The sequence below is a fragment of the Lentzea miocenica genome (genome assembly GCF_033949945.1).
GTDB lineage: Bacteria > Actinomycetota > Actinomycetes > Mycobacteriales > Pseudonocardiaceae > Lentzea > Lentzea miocenica.
On record NZ_JAXAVW010000037.1, the window covers coordinates 97,550 to 118,252 of the forward strand.

The 20,703-nt window shown below is 69.1% G+C and carries 13 protein-coding genes; 7 read left to right on the top strand and 6 right to left on the bottom strand.

Annotation, left to right across the window (positions count from 1 at the left end; translation table 11 throughout):
• Window positions 1-15 precede the first annotated feature (15 nt).
• Together SK803_RS36405 and SK803_RS36410 are read right to left on the bottom strand one after the other, a co-directional pair.
• Window positions 16-2,307 carry a beta-xylosidase/alpha-l-arabinosidase gene (locus tag SK803_RS36405; RefSeq protein ID WP_455032252.1) on the bottom strand — a complete coding sequence of 764 codons (2,292 nt, stop codon included), beginning with the start codon at window positions 2,305-2,307 and terminating at the stop codon, window positions 16-18.
• Window positions 2,304-3,314 carry a LacI family DNA-binding transcriptional regulator gene (locus SK803_RS36410; protein ID WP_319970738.1) on the bottom strand — a complete coding sequence of 337 codons (1,011 nt, stop codon included), beginning with the start codon at window positions 3,312-3,314 and terminating at the stop codon, window positions 2,304-2,306. Before SK803_RS36410 ends, SK803_RS36405 begins: the two co-directional genes overlap by 4 nt.
• A 130-nt stretch (window positions 3,315-3,444) precedes the next feature.
• Here SK803_RS36410 and SK803_RS36415 point away from each other — a divergent pair, with 130 nt between their 5' ends.
• Genes SK803_RS36415 through SK803_RS36435 form a run of 5 tightly spaced genes read left to right on the top strand, consistent with a single transcriptional unit; the run spans window position 3,445 to window position 9,032 of the window.
• Window positions 3,445-4,695, top strand: coding sequence for an extracellular solute-binding protein (locus SK803_RS36415; RefSeq protein ID WP_319970739.1), 1,251 nt, complete (start codon window positions 3,445-3,447; stop codon window positions 4,693-4,695).
• On the top strand, window positions 4,695-5,657 hold the full coding sequence (locus SK803_RS36420; RefSeq protein WP_319970740.1) for a carbohydrate ABC transporter permease: 963 nt from the start codon (window positions 4,695-4,697) through the stop codon (window positions 5,655-5,657). Before SK803_RS36415 ends, SK803_RS36420 begins: the two co-directional genes overlap by 1 nt.
• Window positions 5,657-6,469 (top strand): carbohydrate ABC transporter permease, encoded by an 813-nt coding sequence (locus tag SK803_RS36425; protein ID WP_319970741.1) that lies wholly within the window; start codon window positions 5,657-5,659, stop codon window positions 6,467-6,469. The genes SK803_RS36420 and SK803_RS36425 overlap by 1 nt, the downstream gene beginning before the upstream one ends.
• Before the next feature lie 3 nt (window positions 6,470-6,472).
• Window positions 6,473-7,465 carry an endo-1,4-beta-xylanase gene (locus SK803_RS36430; protein ID WP_319970742.1) on the top strand — a complete coding sequence of 331 codons (993 nt, stop codon included), beginning with the start codon at window positions 6,473-6,475 and terminating at the stop codon, window positions 7,463-7,465.
• A gap of 13 nt (window positions 7,466-7,478) precedes the next feature.
• Entirely contained in the window at window positions 7,479-9,032 is a 1,554-nt protein-coding gene (locus tag SK803_RS36435) for a glycoside hydrolase family 43 protein (RefSeq protein ID WP_319970743.1), read from the top strand.
• Here the strand turns inward: SK803_RS36435 and SK803_RS36440 are convergent.
• The 4 genes from SK803_RS36440 to SK803_RS36455 are packed head-to-tail and all read right to left on the bottom strand — an operon-like array spanning window position 8,999 to window position 16,168.
• Window positions 8,999-13,078 (bottom strand): glycoside hydrolase family 38 N-terminal domain-containing protein, encoded by a 4,080-nt coding sequence (locus SK803_RS36440; protein WP_319970744.1) that lies wholly within the window; start codon window positions 13,076-13,078, stop codon window positions 8,999-9,001. The two genes, SK803_RS36435 and SK803_RS36440, sit on opposite strands and share 34 nt — an antisense overlap.
• Window positions 13,079-13,115: 37 nt before the next feature.
• Entirely contained in the window at window positions 13,116-14,417 is a 1,302-nt protein-coding gene (locus SK803_RS36445) for an ABC transporter substrate-binding protein (protein ID WP_319970745.1), read from the bottom strand.
• Between the two features lie 28 nt (window positions 14,418-14,445).
• Window positions 14,446-15,276 (bottom strand): carbohydrate ABC transporter permease, encoded by an 831-nt coding sequence (locus SK803_RS36450; protein ID WP_319970746.1) that lies wholly within the window; start codon window positions 15,274-15,276, stop codon window positions 14,446-14,448.
• A complete protein-coding gene (locus SK803_RS36455) occupies window positions 15,266-16,168 on the bottom strand; it encodes a carbohydrate ABC transporter permease (RefSeq protein ID WP_319970747.1) in 903 nt (300 codons plus the stop codon). Before SK803_RS36455 ends, SK803_RS36450 begins: the two co-directional genes overlap by 11 nt.
• A gap of 336 nt (window positions 16,169-16,504) precedes the next feature.
• On the opposite strand from SK803_RS36455, the gene SK803_RS36460 reads away from it, so the two are divergent.
• Window positions 16,505-18,472 carry a hypothetical protein gene (locus SK803_RS36460; protein WP_319970748.1) on the top strand — a complete coding sequence of 656 codons (1,968 nt, stop codon included), beginning with the start codon at window positions 16,505-16,507 and terminating at the stop codon, window positions 18,470-18,472.
• A 115-nt stretch (window positions 18,473-18,587) separates the two neighbouring features.
• Window positions 18,588-20,471: a phosphatase PAP2 family protein gene (locus SK803_RS36465; protein ID WP_319970749.1), complete on the top strand. Its 1,884-nt coding sequence runs from the start codon at window positions 18,588-18,590 to the stop codon at window positions 20,469-20,471.
• Window positions 20,472-20,703: the final 232 nt, after the last annotated feature.

The following is a 20,703-nucleotide window of genomic DNA, read 5'->3' on the forward strand; positions in this document are numbered from 1 at the left end:
CCAGCCATGTTAGCGCTAACAGTCGATCTCGAACTCCGGCGAGAGGACGCGGTCGAAGCCGACGAGCCGGCGAGGCCCGGTCAGCGTCGCGCTCACCGCGGCGTGGATGTCCCGGCTCGACCTCCCGATCCGCAGTTCGACGTCTCCGGGATCGACCTGGCGGTGACCCGAACGGCCGGTGTAGGCGGTGAGGTCCGCGTGCAGAACGGCGGTGACCACGCGGGTCTGCCCCGGTGCGAGGTCCGTCTTGACCGCGCCGATCAGCTGCTGGACCGGCCGGGCGACCTCGGCCACCGGGTCGTGCAGGTAGACCTGGACGACCTCGGTGGTGGCGATCTCGGTGTCGTTGCGCAGGACCGCGACCACCCGGCAGACGCCGTCGGTCGGCCACTCCCGCGCCTCGATGCCCGCGGTGATCCAGGTGACGGGCGCGTAGGACAGGCCGTGGCCGAACGGGAACAGCGGCGTCGGGTCGACGGTGCTGACCTCGCTGCGGGCACCGAGCGGGGCGGTGAGGTAGGTCGACGGCTGACTGGCGCCGGCGCCGGGGAAGCTGATCGGGAGCCGTCCGGACGGGTTGATCCGTCCACTGAGGACGCCCGCCAGCGCCGCCGCGCCTTCCTCGCCGGGGTAGAACCCGCACACGACCGCGGCGAGCCGGTCGATCTGCCGGGACAGCTCGTACGGCCTGCCGGAGAGCAGCACCAGGACGACCGGTGTGCCGGTGGTGAGCAGGGCTTCCAGCAGTTCTTCCTGCCGGCCTGGCAACCTGAGGTCCGCGGCGTCGCAGCCCTCGCCGGACGTGCCGCCGCCGAACAGACCTGCCTGGTCACCGAGCACCGCGACGCAGAGCTCCGCGTGCCGGGCGGCTTCGACGGCGTCGGCGATCTCCTCGTCGGTGCCTCCGAGCACCGGACAGCCCAGCGCGAACGTGACGTCGTGATCGGCGCGCAGGAGGTCCAGCACCGTCGGGACGTCGATGCCCATCGGCACGTCCGGGTGGTGCACACCGACGTGCAACGGGAACGAGTAACAACCCAACATCGCGCCGGAATCATCGGCGCGCGGCCCGACCACGGCGACGCGCCGCTCGCCGGTCAACGGCAGCACGCCGTCGTTGTGCAGCAGGACGATCGAGCGTTCGGCGACCTCGCGAGCCAGTGCGCGGGACTCGTCGTCGTCGAGCACCAGGTCCGATGACGGGTCGGGGGAGTAGCCGGGGTCGAGCAGCCCGAGCTCGCACTTCTGCCGCAGCACGCGTTCCAGCGCCCGGTCCACCAGCGCGATGTCGACGCGACCGGACTCGAGCCCCGCCAGCAGCGGGTCGCCGTAACAGTCCACAGTGGGCAGTTCCACGTCGATGCCCGCGGTCAGCGCCTGCGTGGCCGCGTCCTCGCGGTCGGCCGCGACGGCGTGCAGCATGTACAGGAACGGCACCGCGAAGTAGTCGGCGACCACGGTTCCGGTGAAGCCGTACTCGTCGCGCAGCAGAGCGGTCAGCATCGAGGCGTCCGCGGCGACCGGAACGCCGTCGTTGTCGGCGTAGGAGTTCATGACCGACCGGGCGCCCGCGCGCAGGGCCATCTCGAACGGCGGCAGGATCACATCGGCGAGTTCACGTGGACCGATCGACACCGGCGCGAGGTTGCGGCCTGCCCGGGAAGCCGAGTAGCCGGCGAAGTGCTTGAGCGTGGCCACGACACCCGCGGACTCCAGACCGGCGACGTACGCGGCGCCGATCGTGCCGACGAGGTGCGGATCCTCGCCGATGGTCTCCTCGATCCGGCCCCACCGCAGGTCGCGCGCGACGTCGAGGACCGGGGCGAGCCCCTGGTGCACGCCGAGCCGCCGCATCGAGGTGCCGATGCGGAAAGCCATGCGCCGCACCAGATCCGGTTCGAAGGTGGCGCCCCAGCACAGCGGGGACGGGTACGCCGTCGCCTGCCACGCGGCCAGGCCGGTGAGGCACTCCTCGTGGACCATCGCCGGAATGCCGAACCTGTTGCCCGCGACGATCCTGCGCTGGGTCCTCGCCAGGCTGTGCGCCCCCACCTCCGGCGCGATCGGCCGGGTGCCGAACACGCGGGTGAGCTGGCCGATGCCGTACTGGGACAGCTCGTCGAGGTCCGGTGGCACCACGAAGTCGTGCTGGTGCGGCGCCATCTCGCCGCCGGAGTCGATGCCGACCCAGACACCGTGCAGCTGGGCGATCTTCTCGCGCGGCGTCATCCGCGCCATCAGGTCGCGCACGCGCCGGGCGGGGGACAGCCGGGCGTCGCGCCAGCCCGACGTGGCCTCGGTGCTCACGAGAGCCGCCTGGTCGAGTGCCGGATCACCAGGTCGGTGCCGAGCGTGATGTGCGTTTCGTCGGGCTCCTCGCGGTTGATCAGCCGCACCAGCAACGTGACCGCGCGGTGGCCCATCTCGCGGATCGGCTGCTGCACCGTGGTGAGCGCCGGTGTGCACATCACCGACTCCGGGATGTTGTCGAAGCCGACGACCGAGAGATCTTCCGGCACCCGCAGACCCAGTTCCGCCGCCGTTTCGATGGCGGCGATGGCGGAGATGTCGTTGGCGGCGAACATCGCGGTGGGCCGGTTCGGCCCGCTGAGCAGGTCTCGGGTCGACCTGGCGGCGACGTCGTAGTCGTAGTCACCGCGCCGGATCAGGCTGCCGTCGACAGGGACACCCGCGGCGACCAGCGCACGCCGGTAGCCCGTTTCCCTTTGCTGGGCCGACTTCAGGTCCTCGCGGCCGGTGAGCAGCGCGATCCGGCGGTGGCCCAGTTCGAGCAGGTGCTCGGTCGCGAGCTGCCCGCCGCGCAGGTTGTCGGAGTCGACGGTGGGCAACGGGGAACGCCCGGTGTGCGGGTCGACCGCGACGACCGGGGTGCCCGGCAGGCCCTCGAGGTCGACCGCGGGCGTGACCAGCACGGCGCCGTCGACGAGGGTGCCGCTCAGCCGGGTCAGGTAGCGCTGCTCCCAGCCCTGCGGATCACCGACGCGCCCGCCGGCCGAGTACACGACGAGTTCGAAACCGGTGCCGCGGATGGCGTCCGCCGCACCCTTGAGCAGTTCGGTGCTGAACGGCTCTATGTCCGCGACGAGAATCCCGATCACGTTCGTCCGGTGGTTGCGCAGGCTCTGCGCTACCAGGCTCGCCTCGTAGCCGAGTTCCTTGATCACTGCCGTCACCCGCGCGAACGTCTCCGCGGAGACGCCGTAGCGCTGGTTGAGGACCTTGGACACGGTGGCGACCGAGACGTTCGCGTGGGCCGCGACGTCGCGGATGGTGATGCGAGAACGTGGGGGCACCGACACAGGCTAGCCGTGTAAAACGTTATCGACAACGATTGACATCGCGGTTTCGAGGGTGGACGCTCACTGGCGTCTTACGCATCGTCACACCCAGTCCAACTCGGCCGGCGTCGTCAGGAGTGGACCCATGCGTTCTGCAAGAAAGCTTTCGCTCGTCCTGGTCGCGCTTTTGCTGGCCGGCTGCACCAGCTCGGGGGGTGAGGCCAGCGGGCCGGCGACGCTCACCTGGTGGCACAACCGGACCACCGAGCCGATGAAGTCGGTGTGGCAGCAGATCGCCGACGACTACCACAACGCTCACCAGGACGTCTCGTTCACGGTCGAGCCGATCCAGAACGAGCAGTTCCAGACCAAGGTGCCGCTGGCGCTGCAGTCGACCACGCCGCCGGACCTCTTCCAGCAGTGGGGAGGCGGCGCGCTCGCCGACCAGATCCGCTCCGGCAAGATCGCCGAGATCGCCCAGGCCTCGCTCGGTGAGTACGGCAAGGGCTGGCAGGTCGGCGGCAAGCAGTACGGCCTGCCGTACCAGATGCACGCGGTCGGTTTCTGGTACCGCAAGGACCTCTTCACGCAGGCGGGCGTCACCAGCCCTCCGTCCACATTGGACGAACTCAACGCCGCGGTGGCCAAGCTGAGGTCGGCAGGACTTGTGCCGATCGCGATCGGCGGCAAGGACCGCTGGCCGGACGCGTTCTACTGGGGCTACTTCGCGGTCCGCCAGTGCTCGATCGACGCGCTGAAGAACGCCGTGGCCAAGACCGAGCTCGCGGACCCGTGCTTCACCAAGGCTGGCGAGAACCTCAAGACGTTCCTGGACACCAAACCGTTCCAGGACGGGTTCGTCGGGACGCCGGCTCAGCAGGGGGCCGGCAGCTCGGCGGGTCTGCTCGCGAACGGCAAGGCCGCCATGGAACTGCAGGGCGACTGGGACCCGGACGTGATGACCGCGCTGACCGAGGACAAGGCTCTCGACTCGAAGCTCGGCTGGTTCCCGTTCCCCTCGGTGCCTGGTGGGCAGGGCGACCCGAGCGTGCTGCTCGGCGGCGGTGACGGGTTCTCCTGCACCACGCGCGCCGCCAAGGCGTGCGAGGGCTTCCTGCAGCACCTCGTCAGCGAGGAAGTGCAGAAGAAGCTGGCCGCGACCGGATCGGGCCTGCCGGTGAACCCCGCCGCGGTGGCGTCGCTGAAGACCGAGACGCACAAGACGATCTCCGAGCACATGGCCAAGGCGAAGCACCTGCAGTTCTACTTCGACACCGCGTTCCCGACCAACGTCGGGCAGGCGCTCAACGACGCCATCGCGAACTTCTTCGCCGGGCAGGGAAGCCCGGAGACCATCGTGCAGTCGGTGAGCAAAGCGGCCACCGGGAACAAGTGATGAGCGCCGCGACCGACACGCGGCCGGAGACCGCCCCCGCGCCGCTCGCGCCAGCGGCCGGGGGCACCTACCGCCGCTCACGGCTGCGCACCCACCTCGAACTCGCGCTGCTGCTGGGACCCGGACTGCTGCTGTTCGCCGGGTTCGTGCTGGTGCCGATCGGCGTGGCCGGCTTCTACAGCCTCTACTCGTGGAACGGTTTCGGCCCGCTCACGGACTTCGTAGGCCTGCGCAACTACACCGACGCGTTGACCGGCGACGTCTTCCAGGGCGCGATCGGGCACAACCTGATCATCGCGACGCTGTCGATCGTGGTGCAGCTGCCGTTGAGCATCGGCCTCGCCCTGCTGCTCAACCGGAAGCTGCGCGGCCGCACGATCCTGCGGATGGTGGTCTTCGCGCCGTACGTGCTGTCCGAGGCGGTCACCGCGGTGATCTGGCTGCTGATGCTGCAACCGGGCGGGTTCGTCGACGAACTGCTGCGTGGCGTCGGCCTCGGCTGGCTGGTCCAGCAGTGGCTCGCCGACCCGTCGATCGTGCTCTACACGCTGTTCGTCGTGATCACCTGGAAGTACATCGGGTTCGGCGTGATCCTGCTGCTCGCGGGCCTGCAGGGCGTTCCGGTCGAGCTGCGGGAGGCCGCCGCGCTCGACGGCGCGTCGAGCTGGCAGATCACCCGCAACGTCGTGCTGCCGTTGCTGGGCCCGACGATCCGGATCTGGATCTTCCTGTCGGTGATCGGGTCGCTGCAGCTGTTCGACCTGGTCTGGATCATGACACTCGGCGGGCCGGCCAACTCGTCCACGACGATGGCGACCTACCTGGTGGACCACGGTTTCAAGCGGTACGAGTTCGGGTTCGGCAGCGCGGTCGCGGTGATCCTCTTCATCATCTGCTTCCTGTTCGCGTTGCTGTACCAGCGGTTCGCACTGCGCCGCGACACCGAAGGAGCGATCGGGTGATGCGTCGCAACGCCGTCGGGTACCTCGCCGCGTTCGCCGTCATCGGGGTGACGGTGGTGCCGCTGCTGTTCGTGCTGCTGGGCGGGTTCCGCACGACGGCTCAGATCAACACCTCGCCGGCGGGGCTCCCCGGCCCGTGGGTGTGGGACAACTACGCCGCCGTGCTCGGCTCGCCGCAGTTCTGGCGGCTGCTGGGCAACAGCACGCTGATCGCGGTCATCGCGACGGTGCTGGCGGTCGGACTCGGTGCGATGGCCGCGTTCGCGTTGTCCCGCTACGTGTTCAAGGGCCGCGAGGCGTTCTACACGCTGTTCACGCTAGGTCTGTTGTTCCCCATCGGCGTCGCCACGCTGCCGCTGTACCTGTGGCTGCGCCAGCTGGGGTTGCTGGAGAATCCGCTGGGGGTCGCGATCCCAGAGGCCGCGTTCTCGCTGCCCGTCACGATCGTGATCCTGCGCCCGTTCATGCGGGCGATCCCTCGCGAACTCGAGGACGCGGCGCTGCTCGACGGCGCGGCCAAGCTCGGGTTCTTCTGGCGGATCCTGCTGCCGCTGTCCCGTCCCGCGCTGATCACGGTGTCCGTGCTCGCATTCGTGACCAGTTGGAACTTCTACCTGTTGCCGCTGCTCGTGTTCAACGACTCCGCCCACTTCACGCTGCCGCTGGGCGTGGCGATGTTCCAGTCGGAGCACACCCAGGACACCGCGAGAGTTCTTGCCTTCACCGCGTTGTCCATGCTTCCGGCGCTTGCGTTCTTCGTACTCGCCGAACGACGAATGGTCGGCGGGCTCACGGGATCAGTGAAGGGATGAGTGATGATCGCTCGATTAGCGGTGGCAGTGGCAGCGTTGCTGCTGGTGCCGGTGGTACCGGCCTCAGCAGCGGGGCCGTTGAAGGACATCACGTCGAGGTACGTGGGCAGCGCGGTGGCGGCCCAACCCCTCAGCAGCGAAGCGGATTACCGGTCCGTGCTGACGCGCGAGTTCGACAGCGTGACGCCGGAGAACGAGATGAAGTGGGCGGTCGTCGAGCCGAACCGCGGCCAGTTCAACTGGTCCGGTGCGGACGCGATCGTGAACTACGCGCGGCAGAACGGGAAGTCGGTGCGCGGGCACACGCTGGTGTGGCACAGCCAGTATCCCGGCTGGTTGAACAACCTCGGCTCCGGTGAGCTGCGCAGCGTGGTCCAGCAGCACATCAACACGGAGATGGGCCGGTACCGCGGCCGGATCCGCGCGTGGGACGTCGTCAACGAGATGTTCAACGAGGACGGCTCGCGCCGGCAGTCGATCTTCCAGCAGCGGATGGGCGACAGCTATGTGGCTGACGCGTTTCGCTGGGCTCGCGCCGCGGACCCGTCCGCGAAGCTTTACATCAACGATTACAACACCGAGGGCATCAACGCGAAGAGCAACGCCCTCTACAACCTGGTGCGCTCGTTGAAGCAGCAGGGTGTGCCGATCGACGGCGTCGGCATTCAGACGCACCTGTCGACGCAGTACGGATTCCCGACGAGTCTGCGGCAGAACATCGAGCGGCTCGCCGCCCTCGGTGTCGACATCGCGATCACCGAGGCCGACGTCCGCATTCCGTTGCCGGCCGACTCGAACAAGCTCAACACCCAGGCGAGCTACTTCCGGCAGATCTGGGACGCCTGTCACGCCGTTCCCCGGTGCGTCGAGTTCACCACGTGGGGCTTCACCGATCGCCACTCGTGGGTGCCCGGCACGTTCCCCGGTGAGGGCGCTGCCTGCCTCTACGACACGAACCTGAGGCCGAAACCCGCCTACACCAGGCTCAACCCGTAGCTGGAGCGTCCACTTGGCACAGTTCGCCAACCCGATCCTGCCCGGCTCGCACCCCGATCCGTCGGTGTGCCGGGCAGGATCGGACTTCTACCTCGTCACGTCGACCTTCGAGTACTTCCCGGGGCTGCCGGTCTTCCACAGCCGCGACCTGGTGCACTGGCGGCAGGTCGGGCACGTGCTGGACCGGCCGTCCCAGTTGCCGTTGCAGGGTGTGCGGGCCTCCGGTGGGTTGTACGCGCCGACGATTCGGCACCACGACGGCGTGTTCTACGTGGTGTGCACGCTGGTCCACGGCACGCGGGAGACCGGCAACTTCGTCGTGACCGCCACCGATCCCGCCGGAGAGTGGTCGGAGCCGCACTGGCTTCCCGAGGCCGACGGGTTCGACCCGTCGCTGTTCTTCGACGACGACGGGCGGGCGTGGTGGACCGCGACCAGGGAGATCCAGGACGGCCGCACCGAGATCTACCTGCGCGAGTTCGACCCGGAGTCGCTCTCGGTGGCGGGCGAGGAGCGGGTGATCTTCCGCGGCGCGCTGCGGAACTCCCGGTGGCTGGAAGCGCCGCATCTGTACAAAGTGGATGGACGGTACGTGCTGGTGTGCGCGGAAGGTGGCACGGACTTCGAGCACTCGGTGGTCGTGGCCTTCGCGGACGAGGTCACCGGCCTGTACCGCGGTTCGCTGTTGAACCCGGTGCTGACTCATCGCCACCTGGGGCGCGCGTACCCGATCGCGGCGGCCGGGCACGCGGATCTGGTGTGCACGCAGGACGGCCAGTGGTACGCGGTGTTGCTCGCGACCCGGCCATATGGCGGCTATTACTACAACCTGGGCCGCGAGACCTTCCTCGTCCCGGTGTCGTGGGAGTCCGGCGGTCCGGTTTTCAGTCCCGGTACCGGACGTGTCGAGCTCGCCTATGACGTTCCTGACCTGCCCGCGCACCCGTGGCCGGACATCGCGGAGACCGACGACTTCTCGTCGCCGGAGCTCGATCCGGCGTGGATGTTCCTGCGCACGCCCGAGACCGACTTCTGGTCGCTGACCGAACGACCGGGGCACCTGCGGTTGCGCGTGCGTCCGGAGTCGATCACCGACCTCGTCAGCCCGAGCCTGGTCGTGCGACGCCAGCAACATCAGGACTTCCACGCCTCGTGCGTGCTCGACTTCTCGCGCGCCTGGCCGTCCGAAGCCGCCGGGCTCGTGCTCCTGCAGAACAACGACCACCACGTGCGCTTGCTGCTCGGGTCGGACCGGTTGGTGACCTTGGTGCGCCGCGTCGGCGGGCAGGACGAGCTGCTGGCCAAGACCGAGGTAGAGGACGGCCTGGTGCGGCTCGGCGTGGAGGCGCGCGGGCAGGACCACCAGGCGCTGGTCGCGGTGGGGGAGGGGGAGTGGGAACCGCTGGGTGAGCCGTTCGACGGACGGTTCCTGAGCACGCCGGTGGCCGGGGGGTTCACCGGCGTGCACATCGGGCTCTACGCGACCAGCGACGGAGAGCCGAGCGACTCGTGGGCGGACTTCGCGAGCTTCACCTACCGCACGCTGACCGGAATGGACGGGGAGTAGTACAACCTGCCGTGGGCTGCCACACGCACGAGTGCCCACCAGTGCGCGCCACGGCGAGCGCTGGGTGCCGCGGTGGCCGTCACGGGCACGGTGATCTTGCCTCCCGGCGGGATGGCGAACGGCTGGGTGCGCGGGCCGATGGCGACCTCGTCGTCCCAGGTGCCGAACGGGCTGATCACGGTGACCTCCCCGCGCACGTCGCCCTGGATCCGGTTCCGCAGCGTCACCGGGAGCAGCGCGTGCTCACCGGGGGCTAGCAGGAGAGCACCCGCCCTGAGCTGCACCTCGACCAGTTCGCGGTCCGTGGTGTGGCCGGACACGACCTCCAGGGTGTCCTCCAGCACCTGGCCGAGGTGGTCGCGGATGCGGGCGGCGTGCAGGTGCCGTCCCGGCCGGGCCGTCACGGTCGCGGTGAACTCGGCGAAGTCACCGGCGGCCAGGTCGTAGTCCCACGACTGGCCCCCGGTGAACTCCAGGCGCCCCTTGGCCGGCATGCCGCTGCAGCTCACGGTGATCCGCGCGTGGCAGGTGGCGCCGGGAGCCAGCCGGGTGAAGGACGGGGTGACGTGCACGGTGACCGGCAGGTTGCCCACAGGAGCGGGACCGGCGTTGTGGCGCCAGTACTTCGTGTAGATGGGCTGGACCGGCTCCGTCGATTCGACCTGTGTGCCGGGGCGGGCGGACGCGGGGACCAGCCGCAACGTCGCGACGTCCGCCGCGCCCAGCTCCACCCGCGCTTGTCCGGAGTGGACGGTCAAGGGCTCGACGTCGCATTCCTCCAGCAGATCCGTGCGCCGGGCTGCGTCGATTCCGCCGTGCAGCGACACCGAGGCGACCGCCGGTGATCCGGCCGACTCGTACAACCGCACGGTGATGTCGGAGCTGTGTTCGTCGGTGGAGGATGCGAGCGGGTTGCCGCGCGTCTTGGCCGCGGTGAGCAACACGTCCGGCGGTGACACGGCCAGCAAGCTCAGTGCGGCGGGCAGGTCACCCGCTGTCGAAGGCACCTGGCAGGCGTGCACCGGGTGGTTGACGTCCTGGCCGGCCCGGGCGAACCCGGCCTGGCGCCAGTCGCCCGCTCCCGCGACCACGGTCAGGTCGAACGTGTGGGACCAGTGCTGCCAGGCGAAGCTGGACCCGTCCGGCACCGTGCGGCGGTCGCCGTTGATCCACACCTCGGCCGGCCAGCCGCTGCACGACCGCATCAGCGACACGTGCAGCGTGCCATCCGGTGCCACGACGAATCCCGGCGTGCCGCGGTTGACGACGGCCACCGAGTAGTCGGTGGCGGGGTCGGTGGTGCTGCCGGGCACCTCGACGCACGCGTCCGCGAGGTCGTCGATCAGGGCGTCCACGTCCGTCACGATCAACACGGGCAGGTCGCGCGGCCCGCGCAGGTCGGCGTTCGGCACCCACTGCTGTGCTCGTGGCCGTACGGCGGGCACGAACACCCTGCCGTGGGCCTCGAGTGTTTCGCGGCTGCCGGGCGCGAAGGCCAGCACCGCGTTGGTGAAGTCGTTGTGCCCGACCACGATGCGCACGTCGGGCAGGTTGGAGTCGACGTCGAGGGAACCGTAGCGGGGGCCGGTAGGACGGGTGCACGTGGCGGTGACCCCCTTGGCGGCCAACGCGGCCAGCAGGGCCCGTCCGTCCTCTGCCACCACCTCGGCGATCCCGATGGCGTGCAGAACGCCGTCGGTCAGCCGCAGGCGCACGGTGGCGGAGAGGCCCGCCCAGGTGTGCGCGGGGCTGTCCAGCGTCCACAGGTGCTCGGCGGCGTCGACGTCCGGGAAACCGAACGAGCGGCCGACAGTGGCGAACCCGACCTCGGCGACGGGCAGCGCACCGGGCACGTCGAAGGCGAACCGGCTGCGCAGCAACCGGTCCTTGCCGATCGAGCCGTCCACAAAGGATCGGACATCGACGCGTGGCAGCCCGTGCCACAACGTCACCCGCTGGGTGATCCGCAGCTCGCCGAGGACCGTGCGGCTGACGAGGCGTTCGCCGACCGGGCTCGTCTCGACGTGCACGTCGGCCGGACCCGCCGTGGTGCCGGGTCCCTTGGGCAGCAGGTGCCACGGGCCCTCGCCCCACACCGGATGACCGGGATGTTCCTCCTGCACCACGAACTCCGCCGCGACACCGCCGGGGCGCACCAGTTCGCGGCCGGCCCCGCGGTCGTACACGCTCGTCAAAGCTCCGCCCCTGGCCGGATCGGCCTGGACGATGAACGAGTCGGAGGCGATCGCCACGCCGGTCCGCGGCATCCAGGACGGTGGCACCGCGGCGGCTTCGACCACGCGGTAGACCCGGTAGCCGGTCGCCGGCACCTCTCGGGCCAGGAACGTCAGCGTCAGTTCGAGCGTGCCGTCCGGATGCCGGACCACGGCCTCGGTGACCGCGGGTACCTCGTGACCGTCGGAGTCCCGGACGCGGGCGCCCGGAAAACCAGGCAGGCGAACGGTGACGGTGGCGATGGCGTCGCGGGCGAACGACAGGGTGTTCACGACGATCACGGCCTCGCCCGCACCGGTCGTGTCGGCACAGGACGCCAGGTGGGAGATCGCCCCGGTCAGCACGGAACGGCCGAGTTCGTCCGCCTCGCGCCACCCGGTGAGCAGGTCGAGGTAGACCTGGTCCGACTCGGTACCCGTGATGGCGTCGTGGTGGGCGCCGTAGATCAGCTGCCGCCACGCCTTGTCGAGTGCGAACGCCGGCCAGCCCGCGCCCGTCAGCGTCGCCACGGCGGCCATCCGCTCGCCGTCGAGCACCGCCACCTCGGCCGCCCGTTGCGCCTGTTTGGTGTCGATGTACGAGACGTCCTTGCCGGTGTAGACGGGGTTCATGTCCCTGGTCTGCGGGCTGAACGTCACCGAACGCGCCGAGGCGTCCGTGCGCACGGCGGCGAAGAAGTCCCGGGGCAGGCCGACCACGAACCGCGGCCACACGTACTTCTCGTTCCACGCGCGGTGGATCTGCGTGCAGAACCGGGACGGCACGTTGTGGTCGTGTCCCACCGGCAGCATCACGTTGCGCGTGGCCGCGACCTTCCGCAACGTGCTGAACTGCCGATAGGCCTCCGCCATCGCCTCGTCCAAAGTGGACTTGCGCTCGATGTCCCACCCGGCCACGTAATGATCGGCCAGATAGGACGTGAGCACACCGCGACCGCTCGGCGAGATCCACTCGAACTCCGACGGGAACTGCATCCTGGTGATGTCACCGGTGTGCCGCTTGGCGCCTACGTGGTGCCACGGCCCGCGCGCCCACACGCTCGACGTGAGCCCGGCGTCCGCCATCAGCCCGGGATAGGACGGGTCGTGCCCGAACACGTCGAGCATCCACGCCGTGCGCGGATCGGCGCCCAGCACGTCCCGTTGGTAACCGACGCCGTAGACCGCGTTGCGCACGGTCGACTCGGGATGGGTCAGGTTGGTGTTGGCCTCGTTGTAGTTGCCGCCGACGATCTCGATCCTGCCCTCGCGCAGGAACCGCCGCAGGTCCTTCCGGTCGTGCGGGAACGCGTCCCAGCGCGGCTTGAGGTAGTCGACCTCGGCGAGCACGAACCGGTAGTCCTCGTCGTCCCTGGCGGCGTCGAGGTGGGCGCGCACCAGGTCGAACGCGGAGAGCTGGAACGGCATCCGCTTGGCCTGCGCGCCCGGCAGGTCGAGCCACGTCTCGGTGAAGCCCGCCTGGGTGTTCCACCACACGGGGTCGTAGTGGAAGTGCGAGACCATCCACATCGTCCAGCCGGTCTCCGCGACGGTCACCGTGACGTCCCAGGCCATCGGCGGATCGCCGCTGACCGGCGCGACGAGCACGGTCGCCGGATACGTCGTGCCCGCGGTGGCCGGCGCGGAGAACACCACGCCGACCTCGGCCACGACTTCCTCCGGACCCACCCGCACCGGTTGTGGTGTGCGGACGAGCGGACCGGAGATCCGCACCCACGCCCACTCGCGTCGCGGCACCGCGAGGGTGACGCGCACGAGTTGGCGTGGCGCGGAAACCGGCCCGGCGAACAGATCCGTGCTCTCGACGACCACGCCGGTGTGATTTGGCCCGGGAATGCTTGCCACGGTGTTACTTGGCCCCGTTCAGTGCTGCCTCGGCGTCGCGGAAGTACAGCGCGACCGCGTCGGGAATCGACATCTTGCCGAACGCGACCTGCTTGGCCGCCGCGTCCAGCGCCGTCTTCGCGTCGTTGTAACCGGGTGGCGCGGTCGGTGCGGGCGGCAGTCCGTCCTTCGCCACCTCGTCGGCCACGTACTGCAGGTAGGTCACGTCTCGCTTCTCCGTCGCGGCCAGCGTCGGCGTGAGGGCCTCCAGCGACTTGCCCGACGGCGGGATCCCGCGCGTCAGGGCCATCGCCTTGATCGCGTCGACGTCGCTGATGAACAGGTCGATCAGCTTGGCCGCCGCCTCGGGGTTCTTGCTCTTGACCGGCACGCACAGCAGCACACCGCCGCTGAGCGCCTGCCCGGTCTTGCCGTTGCCGCCCCGCGGTACCACCACGATGTCCAGCGCGTGCTGGGTCAGCGGCTGCATCTGCGCGAGGCCCCAGCCGGTGGTCATCGCGATCTGGCCCGAGATCAACGGGTGGTTGCCCGACGCGGAGTCGGTGCTGGAGAGCATCTCGGGCGGGCAGATCGCACCGGCCTTGCGCAGCCCGTCCCACAGGGCGAACCACTCGGCCAGGTCGTCCTTGGTGAAGGCGAGCTCGCCCTCGGCGTTGTAGAGGTCCTTGCCCCGCTGCCGCAGCCACGGTTGCAGCGCGCCGGAGTCGTCTTTGGACGCGTCCAGAGCGCCGTACTTGCCCTGTCCCATGGCTTTCGAGAGCTCACCGCTGATGCGGCCGAAGTCGTCCCAGGTCCAGCTGTCGGTGGGAACCGGGATCTTCGCCTGCTCGAAGACGGTCTTGTCGTAGAGCATCGGTGCGAAGCCGGAGCCCGACGGCACGCCGTAGGGCTTGCCGTCCACCGTGCCGGCCGAGCGCACCGCGGGGTAGAGCGTGTCCAGGTGGATCGTGTCCGGGATCAACGAGGACAGGTCGGTCAGCACGCCCTTGGCCGCGTAGGTGCTGACGAGCGCGGTGTCCATCTGGAAGATGTCCGGTGGGTTGCCGCCCGCGAACTCGGTGTTGAGCTTGTTGAAGTACCCGTCGTAGCCCGAGTACTGGGCGTCGACCTTGGTGCCGGTCTTCTGGGTGAAGATCTGCAGGGCGTTCTGGTACGCCTTGTTCCTGGCCTCGCCACCCCACCAGCGGAACGTCAGCGAGTTGTTCGCCGCGCCACCGCTGTTGGACGGCGCGAAGCCGCAGCCGGCGACCGAGGCCGCGGCGAGGCCGCCGGCCAGGCCGAAGAGCCCTCTCCTGGAAATGGACATGCGTTTCCCTTCTTGGCGGTGAAAGGCCCTACTTGATGCCGGTGTTCGCGACGCCGTCGACGAGGCGGCGCTGGGAGACGAGGAAGACGGCGACGGTGGGCACGAGCGTGACCACGGACATCGCGAGCATGCCGCCGTAGCTGGATCCGCTCGCCCGGTCCACGAACGCGTTGAGGCCCAGCGGCGCGGTGTAGCGCGAGTGGTCGGACAGGTAGACCAGCTGGCGCAGGAAGTCGTTGAACGTCCAGATGAACGTCAAGATCGTGGTGGTGAGCAACGCCGGTTTCAGCAGCGGCAGGACGATGCTGAAGAACACCCGCACGTGCCCGGCGCCGTCCAGTGCCGCCGCCTCGTCCAGCTCGCACGGGATGCCGCGGATGAACTGCACCATCAGGAAGATGAAGAAGGCGTCGTAGGCCAACAGGTACGGCACCACCAGCGGCAGGAACGTGTTGATCCAGTTGAGTTGGTAGAAGATCACGTACTGGGGGATCAGGGTCGCCTGGAACGGCAGCATCATCGTGCCGAGCATCACCGCGAACCAGAACTTCCGGAACGCGAAGTCCAGGCGCGCGAAGGCGTACGCGGCCACCGAGCAGGACGCCACGTTCGCGACCACCGTGCAGATCGAGACCGTCAGCGAGTTCGACAGGTAGACGGTGAACGACGTGCCCGTCGCCGTCCAGCCGTTCACGTAGTTGGCGAAGGTGAAGGCGAGCGGCAGCGGGTTCATCGTGGTGAAGATCTGGTTCTCCGGCTTGAACGACGCGCCGACCAGCCACACCATCGGATAGATCATCGCTACCAGCACGAGCAGCAGCAGGGCGTGCGCCCGCCAGTGGTTCGCCTTAGTCCGCATAGTTCACCCACTTGCGGGCCGACCAGAAGTAGACGGCCGTGAAGAGGCCGATCACGGCGAACAACACCCACGCCATCGAGGAGGCGTAGCCCATCTGCATGCTGCCGAATCCCTTGAGGTACAGGTAAAGCGTGTAGAGCAGGGTCGAGTCGATCGGACCGCCCAGACCGCCGGAGACCACGTAGGCCGGCGTGAACGTCTGGAACGCGTTGATGGTCTCCAGCACGAGGTTGAAGAACACCATGGGGGACAGCAACGGCAGCGTGATCTTGAAGAACACCGTGTACCGGCCGGCGCCGTCGATCGCCGCCGCCTCGTAGAGGTCCTGCGGCAGCTGCTTGAGCCCGGCCAGGAAGATCAGCATCGGCGTGCCGAACTGCCAGGCGGACAGCAGCACCAGCGTCCACATCGCGTAGCGCGGGTCACCGATCCAGTCCGCGCCCTGGACCCCGAACAGCGCGAGGACCTGGTTGACCAGTCCCTCCCGGGAGAAGATCTGCCGCCACATCACCGACACCGCGACACTCGCGCCGAGCAGTGACGGCAGGTAGAACGTCGCCCGGTAGAAGCCGAGCGCCTTCAGACCGCGGTTGAGCGCGACGGCGACGAGCAACGCGGCGGCGAGCTTGAGCGGTACAGACGTCACCACGTAGATCAGCGTCACCTTGATCGACTGCAGGTAACGCTCGTCGGACAGCAACCGGACGTAGTTGTCGAAACCGGTCCACTGTGGAGCGGTGAGCAGGTTGAACTTCGTCAGCGACAGGTACAGCGAGTACACCATCGGAACGAGCGTGAAGGCGAACAGCCCGATCAACCAGGGTGCCAGGAAGGCGTACCCCGCGAGATTGTGCTTGTGCCGCTTGCGTTTGCGTATGGGTGTCGCTGACATGTCGCTCCTGGGACGTCATCGCCGGACCACGGGGTCGTCTTGCCGATGCCACGCACGGCGCAGTTCCGGTGGTCCGTCCCAGGGATCTGGAAAGCGCTTTCCGGGACTGTAGGAACCGAGTACCGGCCTGTCAAGACGATCTATTGGAAACCTTGTTTCCCGCGGGATCGAGGAATTTTGAGGCTTGACGCCGACCGGGTGAAGAAGTTTACGTTTAAACGAACGAAGCGGGTCCCAGCCGCGCCGCGCACGGAAACGACGAGGAGGCAGCGCACTTCGGCCACGCACGCCCATCTCCGCTGACGAACTCGGGCGAGCGACCCGCGAGGAGTACCCATGACCGCCGCCGCGGTGTATTTGCCGAGCCAGCACGCGAGCGTGCACGACCTGCCGGACGACGACGAACAGCTGCGGACGGTGCTCGCCAGGGCGGTGTCCGCCGTGATCGGCCGGCAGCGTCCCGACGGCAACCTCGAAGACGTCGCCGCTGTCGACGACATCGGTGACATGGCCCTGGGTGTGGTGTCGTTGCTCTGCCTGGCCTGGCATCGCGGCGACCGGCGTGACCCCGAGCTGGCGGACGCCGCCCGGCGCGGACTGGACTTCGTGCTGGCCGAACGGGTCTTCCGCGCCGACAACCCCGGCGAGCCGTTCCTGCGCGTGCGCGACAGCGGCCTGCCGTACGCCCGCTACGTGCTCGAAACCGGCGAGCACCCGTTCGGTGACTGGCCGAGCACCGTGTGGGCGCTCCTGCACGCGGTCAACGTGCTGGAGTTCGGCCGTGAGCTGATCACCGCGACCCAGTGGGCCGCGCTCGCGGACGTCGCGACCGGCTTCTGGCGCTGGCTGACGGAAGCGAGCATCTTCAACCCGCAGCAGACGGCGAACCAGGCGATCGGTGCCGTGGTGGCCGGATTGACGCTGGGGCGCCTGTTGTCCGAAAAGTCCATCGTGGACGATGCGATGTTCCTGTACCACAGTGAGATCAGGGCCAGGCGGGTCGTCGACCGCGAACTGAGGCTGCCGGTCGAGCACGGCGCCGGGCACGACCAGAACTACCTGCCCATCTCGCTCACGTTCCTGGCCAGGGCCTACCAGGTCAGCGGCGAGCAGTGCTTCCTCGACGACGGTGACGAGATCGCCCGGCACCTGGAGACGCGGCTGTCCGCACGCGGGTTCGACTACGGCGGACCTCGCTACAGCGAGCAGCACTGCGGTTGTGAGGGAATGCTCGGCCTGCGTTTCTTCAGCGGCCGGATCCGTGCCGAGCTCGGCCGCTACCTGGGAGACCGGCGAGTGGCCTACTACTGCGCCACCACGCCCGGCCTGCCGAGCGGCCACTTCGCCTTCACCACGGTGTGGTTCTTCCTCGACGAGCACCGGTGGTACCGCGCGCCGGCCGAGGTGCCCGTGCACACCCGCTACTCGTTGCGCCACGGCAGGGCGTCGGTGTCGCTGACCGGGCAGCTGACCCCGTACCTGATCGACGCCGGTGCCACCGCGGTGATCGAGTCCGTCGTGGACCACCAGCACGGCATCGGGCCGTTGGTGCGCTACGCCGACGGCAGGAGGATGCTGCTCACCCGGCCGCTCGGCCCGGCCCGTGTGCGCGACGTGGTGGACGGCGGCCTCGGCGCGAAGCTGGTGACCAAGGCTGTCGTGACGTCGGACCAGGTCATGCTCTCGGTCCAGCAGTTGTACGTCACCGATGGCGAACGGCTGCACCTGGTCGCGTTGCTGGACCGGGCCGCGTTCCCGCCGGCCGCCGAGCTGGCCTTCCTCGCCGGTCTTCCCTACGCGACCGCGGAAGGGGAACGGCAGCGCCGCGTCCGGACCGTCAGCGAACCGGGTGGAACCCCGTTCGACCTCGGCGAATCCTGGCGAGCACTCGACACCGGGGGCACGCTGCTCGCCGGTGGCCTCGCGCTGAGTGCGGCCGCGGGTCTGCGGGTGGAGAACCCGCCCGACGGCACGGCGTACTTCAACGGCCCGCGCACCGCCGGCATGACCCAGGAGCAGCTGTCGTTCTGGCTCGGCGACGACCCGAGGGGCTACGGCGACCCCGACGCGGGCTGGCGCCGGGTGATCGCGACGAATCTCGTGCTGGCCGAGTCCATCGTCGATCGGCCGCACGGGCGAGCCGTGTTCGTCCTCTGCTACGGACCCGATCCGGTCACCCTCGACGTGGCCGTCGAGGAGGTGCCGGAGGGCGTGCGAGTGCGCACCCCCTTCTTCACGGCGGTGGTCGGTCATCCCGCCGGCGACGCGGGCGGGGAGCCTGTGCTGCGCATCGCCGCACCGTGAACTGTTAACGCTCACACCTCCTCGACATCGAGTACGGTCCCGTTTCGTTGCGTATTGTGCCCCACAATCCCCGTGCCGCCACAGGTGTCCTCAACGGACCATTGGGAGCGTTAACATGACCACCGCCGGCAGGTTCGACCGTCGAACCCTGTTGCGTCGTTCGGCGCTGATGTCCGCCGGACTGCTGATCGGTCCGACCGCACTCGACCGAGCCCTGGAAGCGAGCGCCGCCGAGTTGCCGACGGGCGCGACGCCCTTCGTCGACTCCTACCGCACCAACGTGCTGGCCAACCAGACGCCGGAGACCAACGCCGCGGTCCGCGTGCTGTCCGGGATGCGTGACCTCTGGCGCACCGGCAGCGGATGGGACAACGGCGTCGTGCTCAACCAGGCCGTGCTCAGGGCCAACGTCCGCCACGTCGCGCGGATCACCGGGGAACGGACCGCAGACCAGGCCAAGCGAGCGTTCATCGTGGACCGTCAGCACCAGAGCTACAGCGCGATCGGAGGCCTCGGCCCGCTGGCCGAGCTGTACAAGGCTGGAGCGAAGGCCGTCACCGGCATCACCTCCGCGCCGGACGGCACCCCGCCGTCCACTGTGGACGACAAGCTGCCGCCGGACGCGCCGGCGGGGTCGGCGCTGGGTGCCGGTTCACCGGACTCCGCGCTGGGGCAGGTCGTGCTCCTGGTCAACACCCTGCGCGGGCCCTTCGCCTCCGGCAACCCGTCGAAGTACGCCCACCAGCACCCGCGGCCGTGGCGGATGACCCAGGACAGCACCGTGGTCCCGACCGGGGAGACCGACGAGTTCGGTTACCCGGTGTACGACACCGAGGTCGTGGTCGCCCCGCAGCTGCTGCGGCAGCGCAACCTCAGTCCTGTCGACGACGCGGGCTTCCCGAGCGGTCACACCAACGCGCTGCACCTGGCGTGCCTGGCGCTGGCCTACGCGATCCCCGAACGGTTCCAGGAACTGGTGACCAGGGCGTTCGACCTCGCCGACGCCAGGATCGTGGCGGGCATGCACTCCCCGGTGGACGTCATCGGCGGCCGGATCCTCGCGACCGCCCTCGCCGCCGCGACGCTCGCCGACCCGCAGAACGCCACGCTCAAGGCGGCTGCCAGGGCGCAGGCGAACGAGTACTTCCGGCAGCACGCCGTCGTCGATCTGTTCGACCACGCGCACTCGGCCGGTACCGCCACCGACCCGTACGCGGACCGCGAGCTGAACGCCGCGCTCGTGGCACCTCTGCTGACCTACGGGCTGCCCAAGACCGGGCGGCGCGTCGCGATGACGGTGCCGAAGGGTGCGGAGGTGTTGCTGGAGACGCGGTTGCCGTACCTCACCGCCAACCAGCGGCGGGACGTCCTGCGCACGACCGCGGTCCCGTCCGGGCACGCGCTGCTCGACGGCCCCGAACAGTGGGGCAGGCTCAACCTCTTCGCCGCGGCCGACGGGTTCGGTGCGTTCGACGCGGACGTGCGCGTCGAGATGGACGCGAACCGCGGTGGCTTCCACGCCGCGGACACCTGGCACAACGCGATCACCGGCCACGGAGGCCTGGTCAAGAGGGGTTCCGGCACCCTGACGCTGGCCGGTGTCAACAGCTACACCGGCGCGACCCGCGTCGAGGGCGGCACGCTGGTGGCCGGTTCGGCCTCGGCGCTGGGCAAGGGGGACGTCGAGCTGCGTTCGGGCACCCTGCGCCTGGAGAGCGCGGTCAGGACGCGGAGCTACCGGCAGGGTTCCGGGTCGGTGCTGGCGGTGACGGCGCGCAAGGGTGGCTGTGCGCCCCTGACCTCGGCTCGCCCGATCACGCTGGCGGGTGGCAGCACGCTCGAGATCACGCTGGAGGACGTGCCGGCCGGCGCCGTCGTCCCGGTGCTCGCCGCTCCCGTGCTGGCCGGCAGGTTCGCCCGGATCACCGTTGCCGGTGGGGAACGCCAGGTCCAGGCCCGATACAGCCCGGCCGGGCTCTCGGTGCGCGTCCTGAGCTAGTGCCTGTGTCAAAGTCCGGCGTGATGCCTGGCCGGCGTGTGCAAGTACCACCAACTCTTGATCGAAAAGCCGCTGACTACACCCAACCTGTTCGACCCCTGTCGAACCACGGCCCGCGTCCGTCGGAGACCACAGGCCTGTTGGTAGTAGAAAGATGCTTGTTGATGTTGAGTTGGTAGTACTTGCACACGCCATCAGGTTTGGCGCCGACTTCGATACAGGCCCCAGGCCC

Coding starts and splice junctions, on each gene's coding strand:
- SK803_RS36415 (WP_319970739.1), top strand. CDS start 3,445: ATGCGTTCTGCAAGAAAGCTTTCGCTCGTCCTGGTCGCGCTTTTGCTG.
- SK803_RS36420 (WP_319970740.1), top strand. CDS start 4,695: ATGAGCGCCGCGACCGACACGCGGCCGGAGACCGCCCCCGCGCCGCTC.
- SK803_RS36425 (WP_319970741.1), top strand. CDS start 5,657: ATGCGTCGCAACGCCGTCGGGTACCTCGCCGCGTTCGCCGTCATCGGG.
- SK803_RS36430 (WP_319970742.1), top strand. CDS start 6,473: ATGATCGCTCGATTAGCGGTGGCAGTGGCAGCGTTGCTGCTGGTGCCG.
- SK803_RS36445 (WP_319970745.1), bottom strand. CDS start 14,417: ATGTCCATTTCCAGGAGAGGGCTCTTCGGCCTGGCCGGCGGCCTCGCC.
- SK803_RS36450 (WP_319970746.1), bottom strand. CDS start 15,276: ATGCGGACTAAGGCGAACCACTGGCGGGCGCACGCCCTGCTGCTGCTC.
- SK803_RS36455 (WP_319970747.1), bottom strand. CDS start 16,168: ATGTCAGCGACACCCATACGCAAACGCAAGCGGCACAAGCACAATCTC.
- SK803_RS36460 (WP_319970748.1), top strand. CDS start 16,505: ATGACCGCCGCCGCGGTGTATTTGCCGAGCCAGCACGCGAGCGTGCAC.
- SK803_RS36465 (WP_319970749.1), top strand. CDS start 18,588: ATGACCACCGCCGGCAGGTTCGACCGTCGAACCCTGTTGCGTCGTTCG.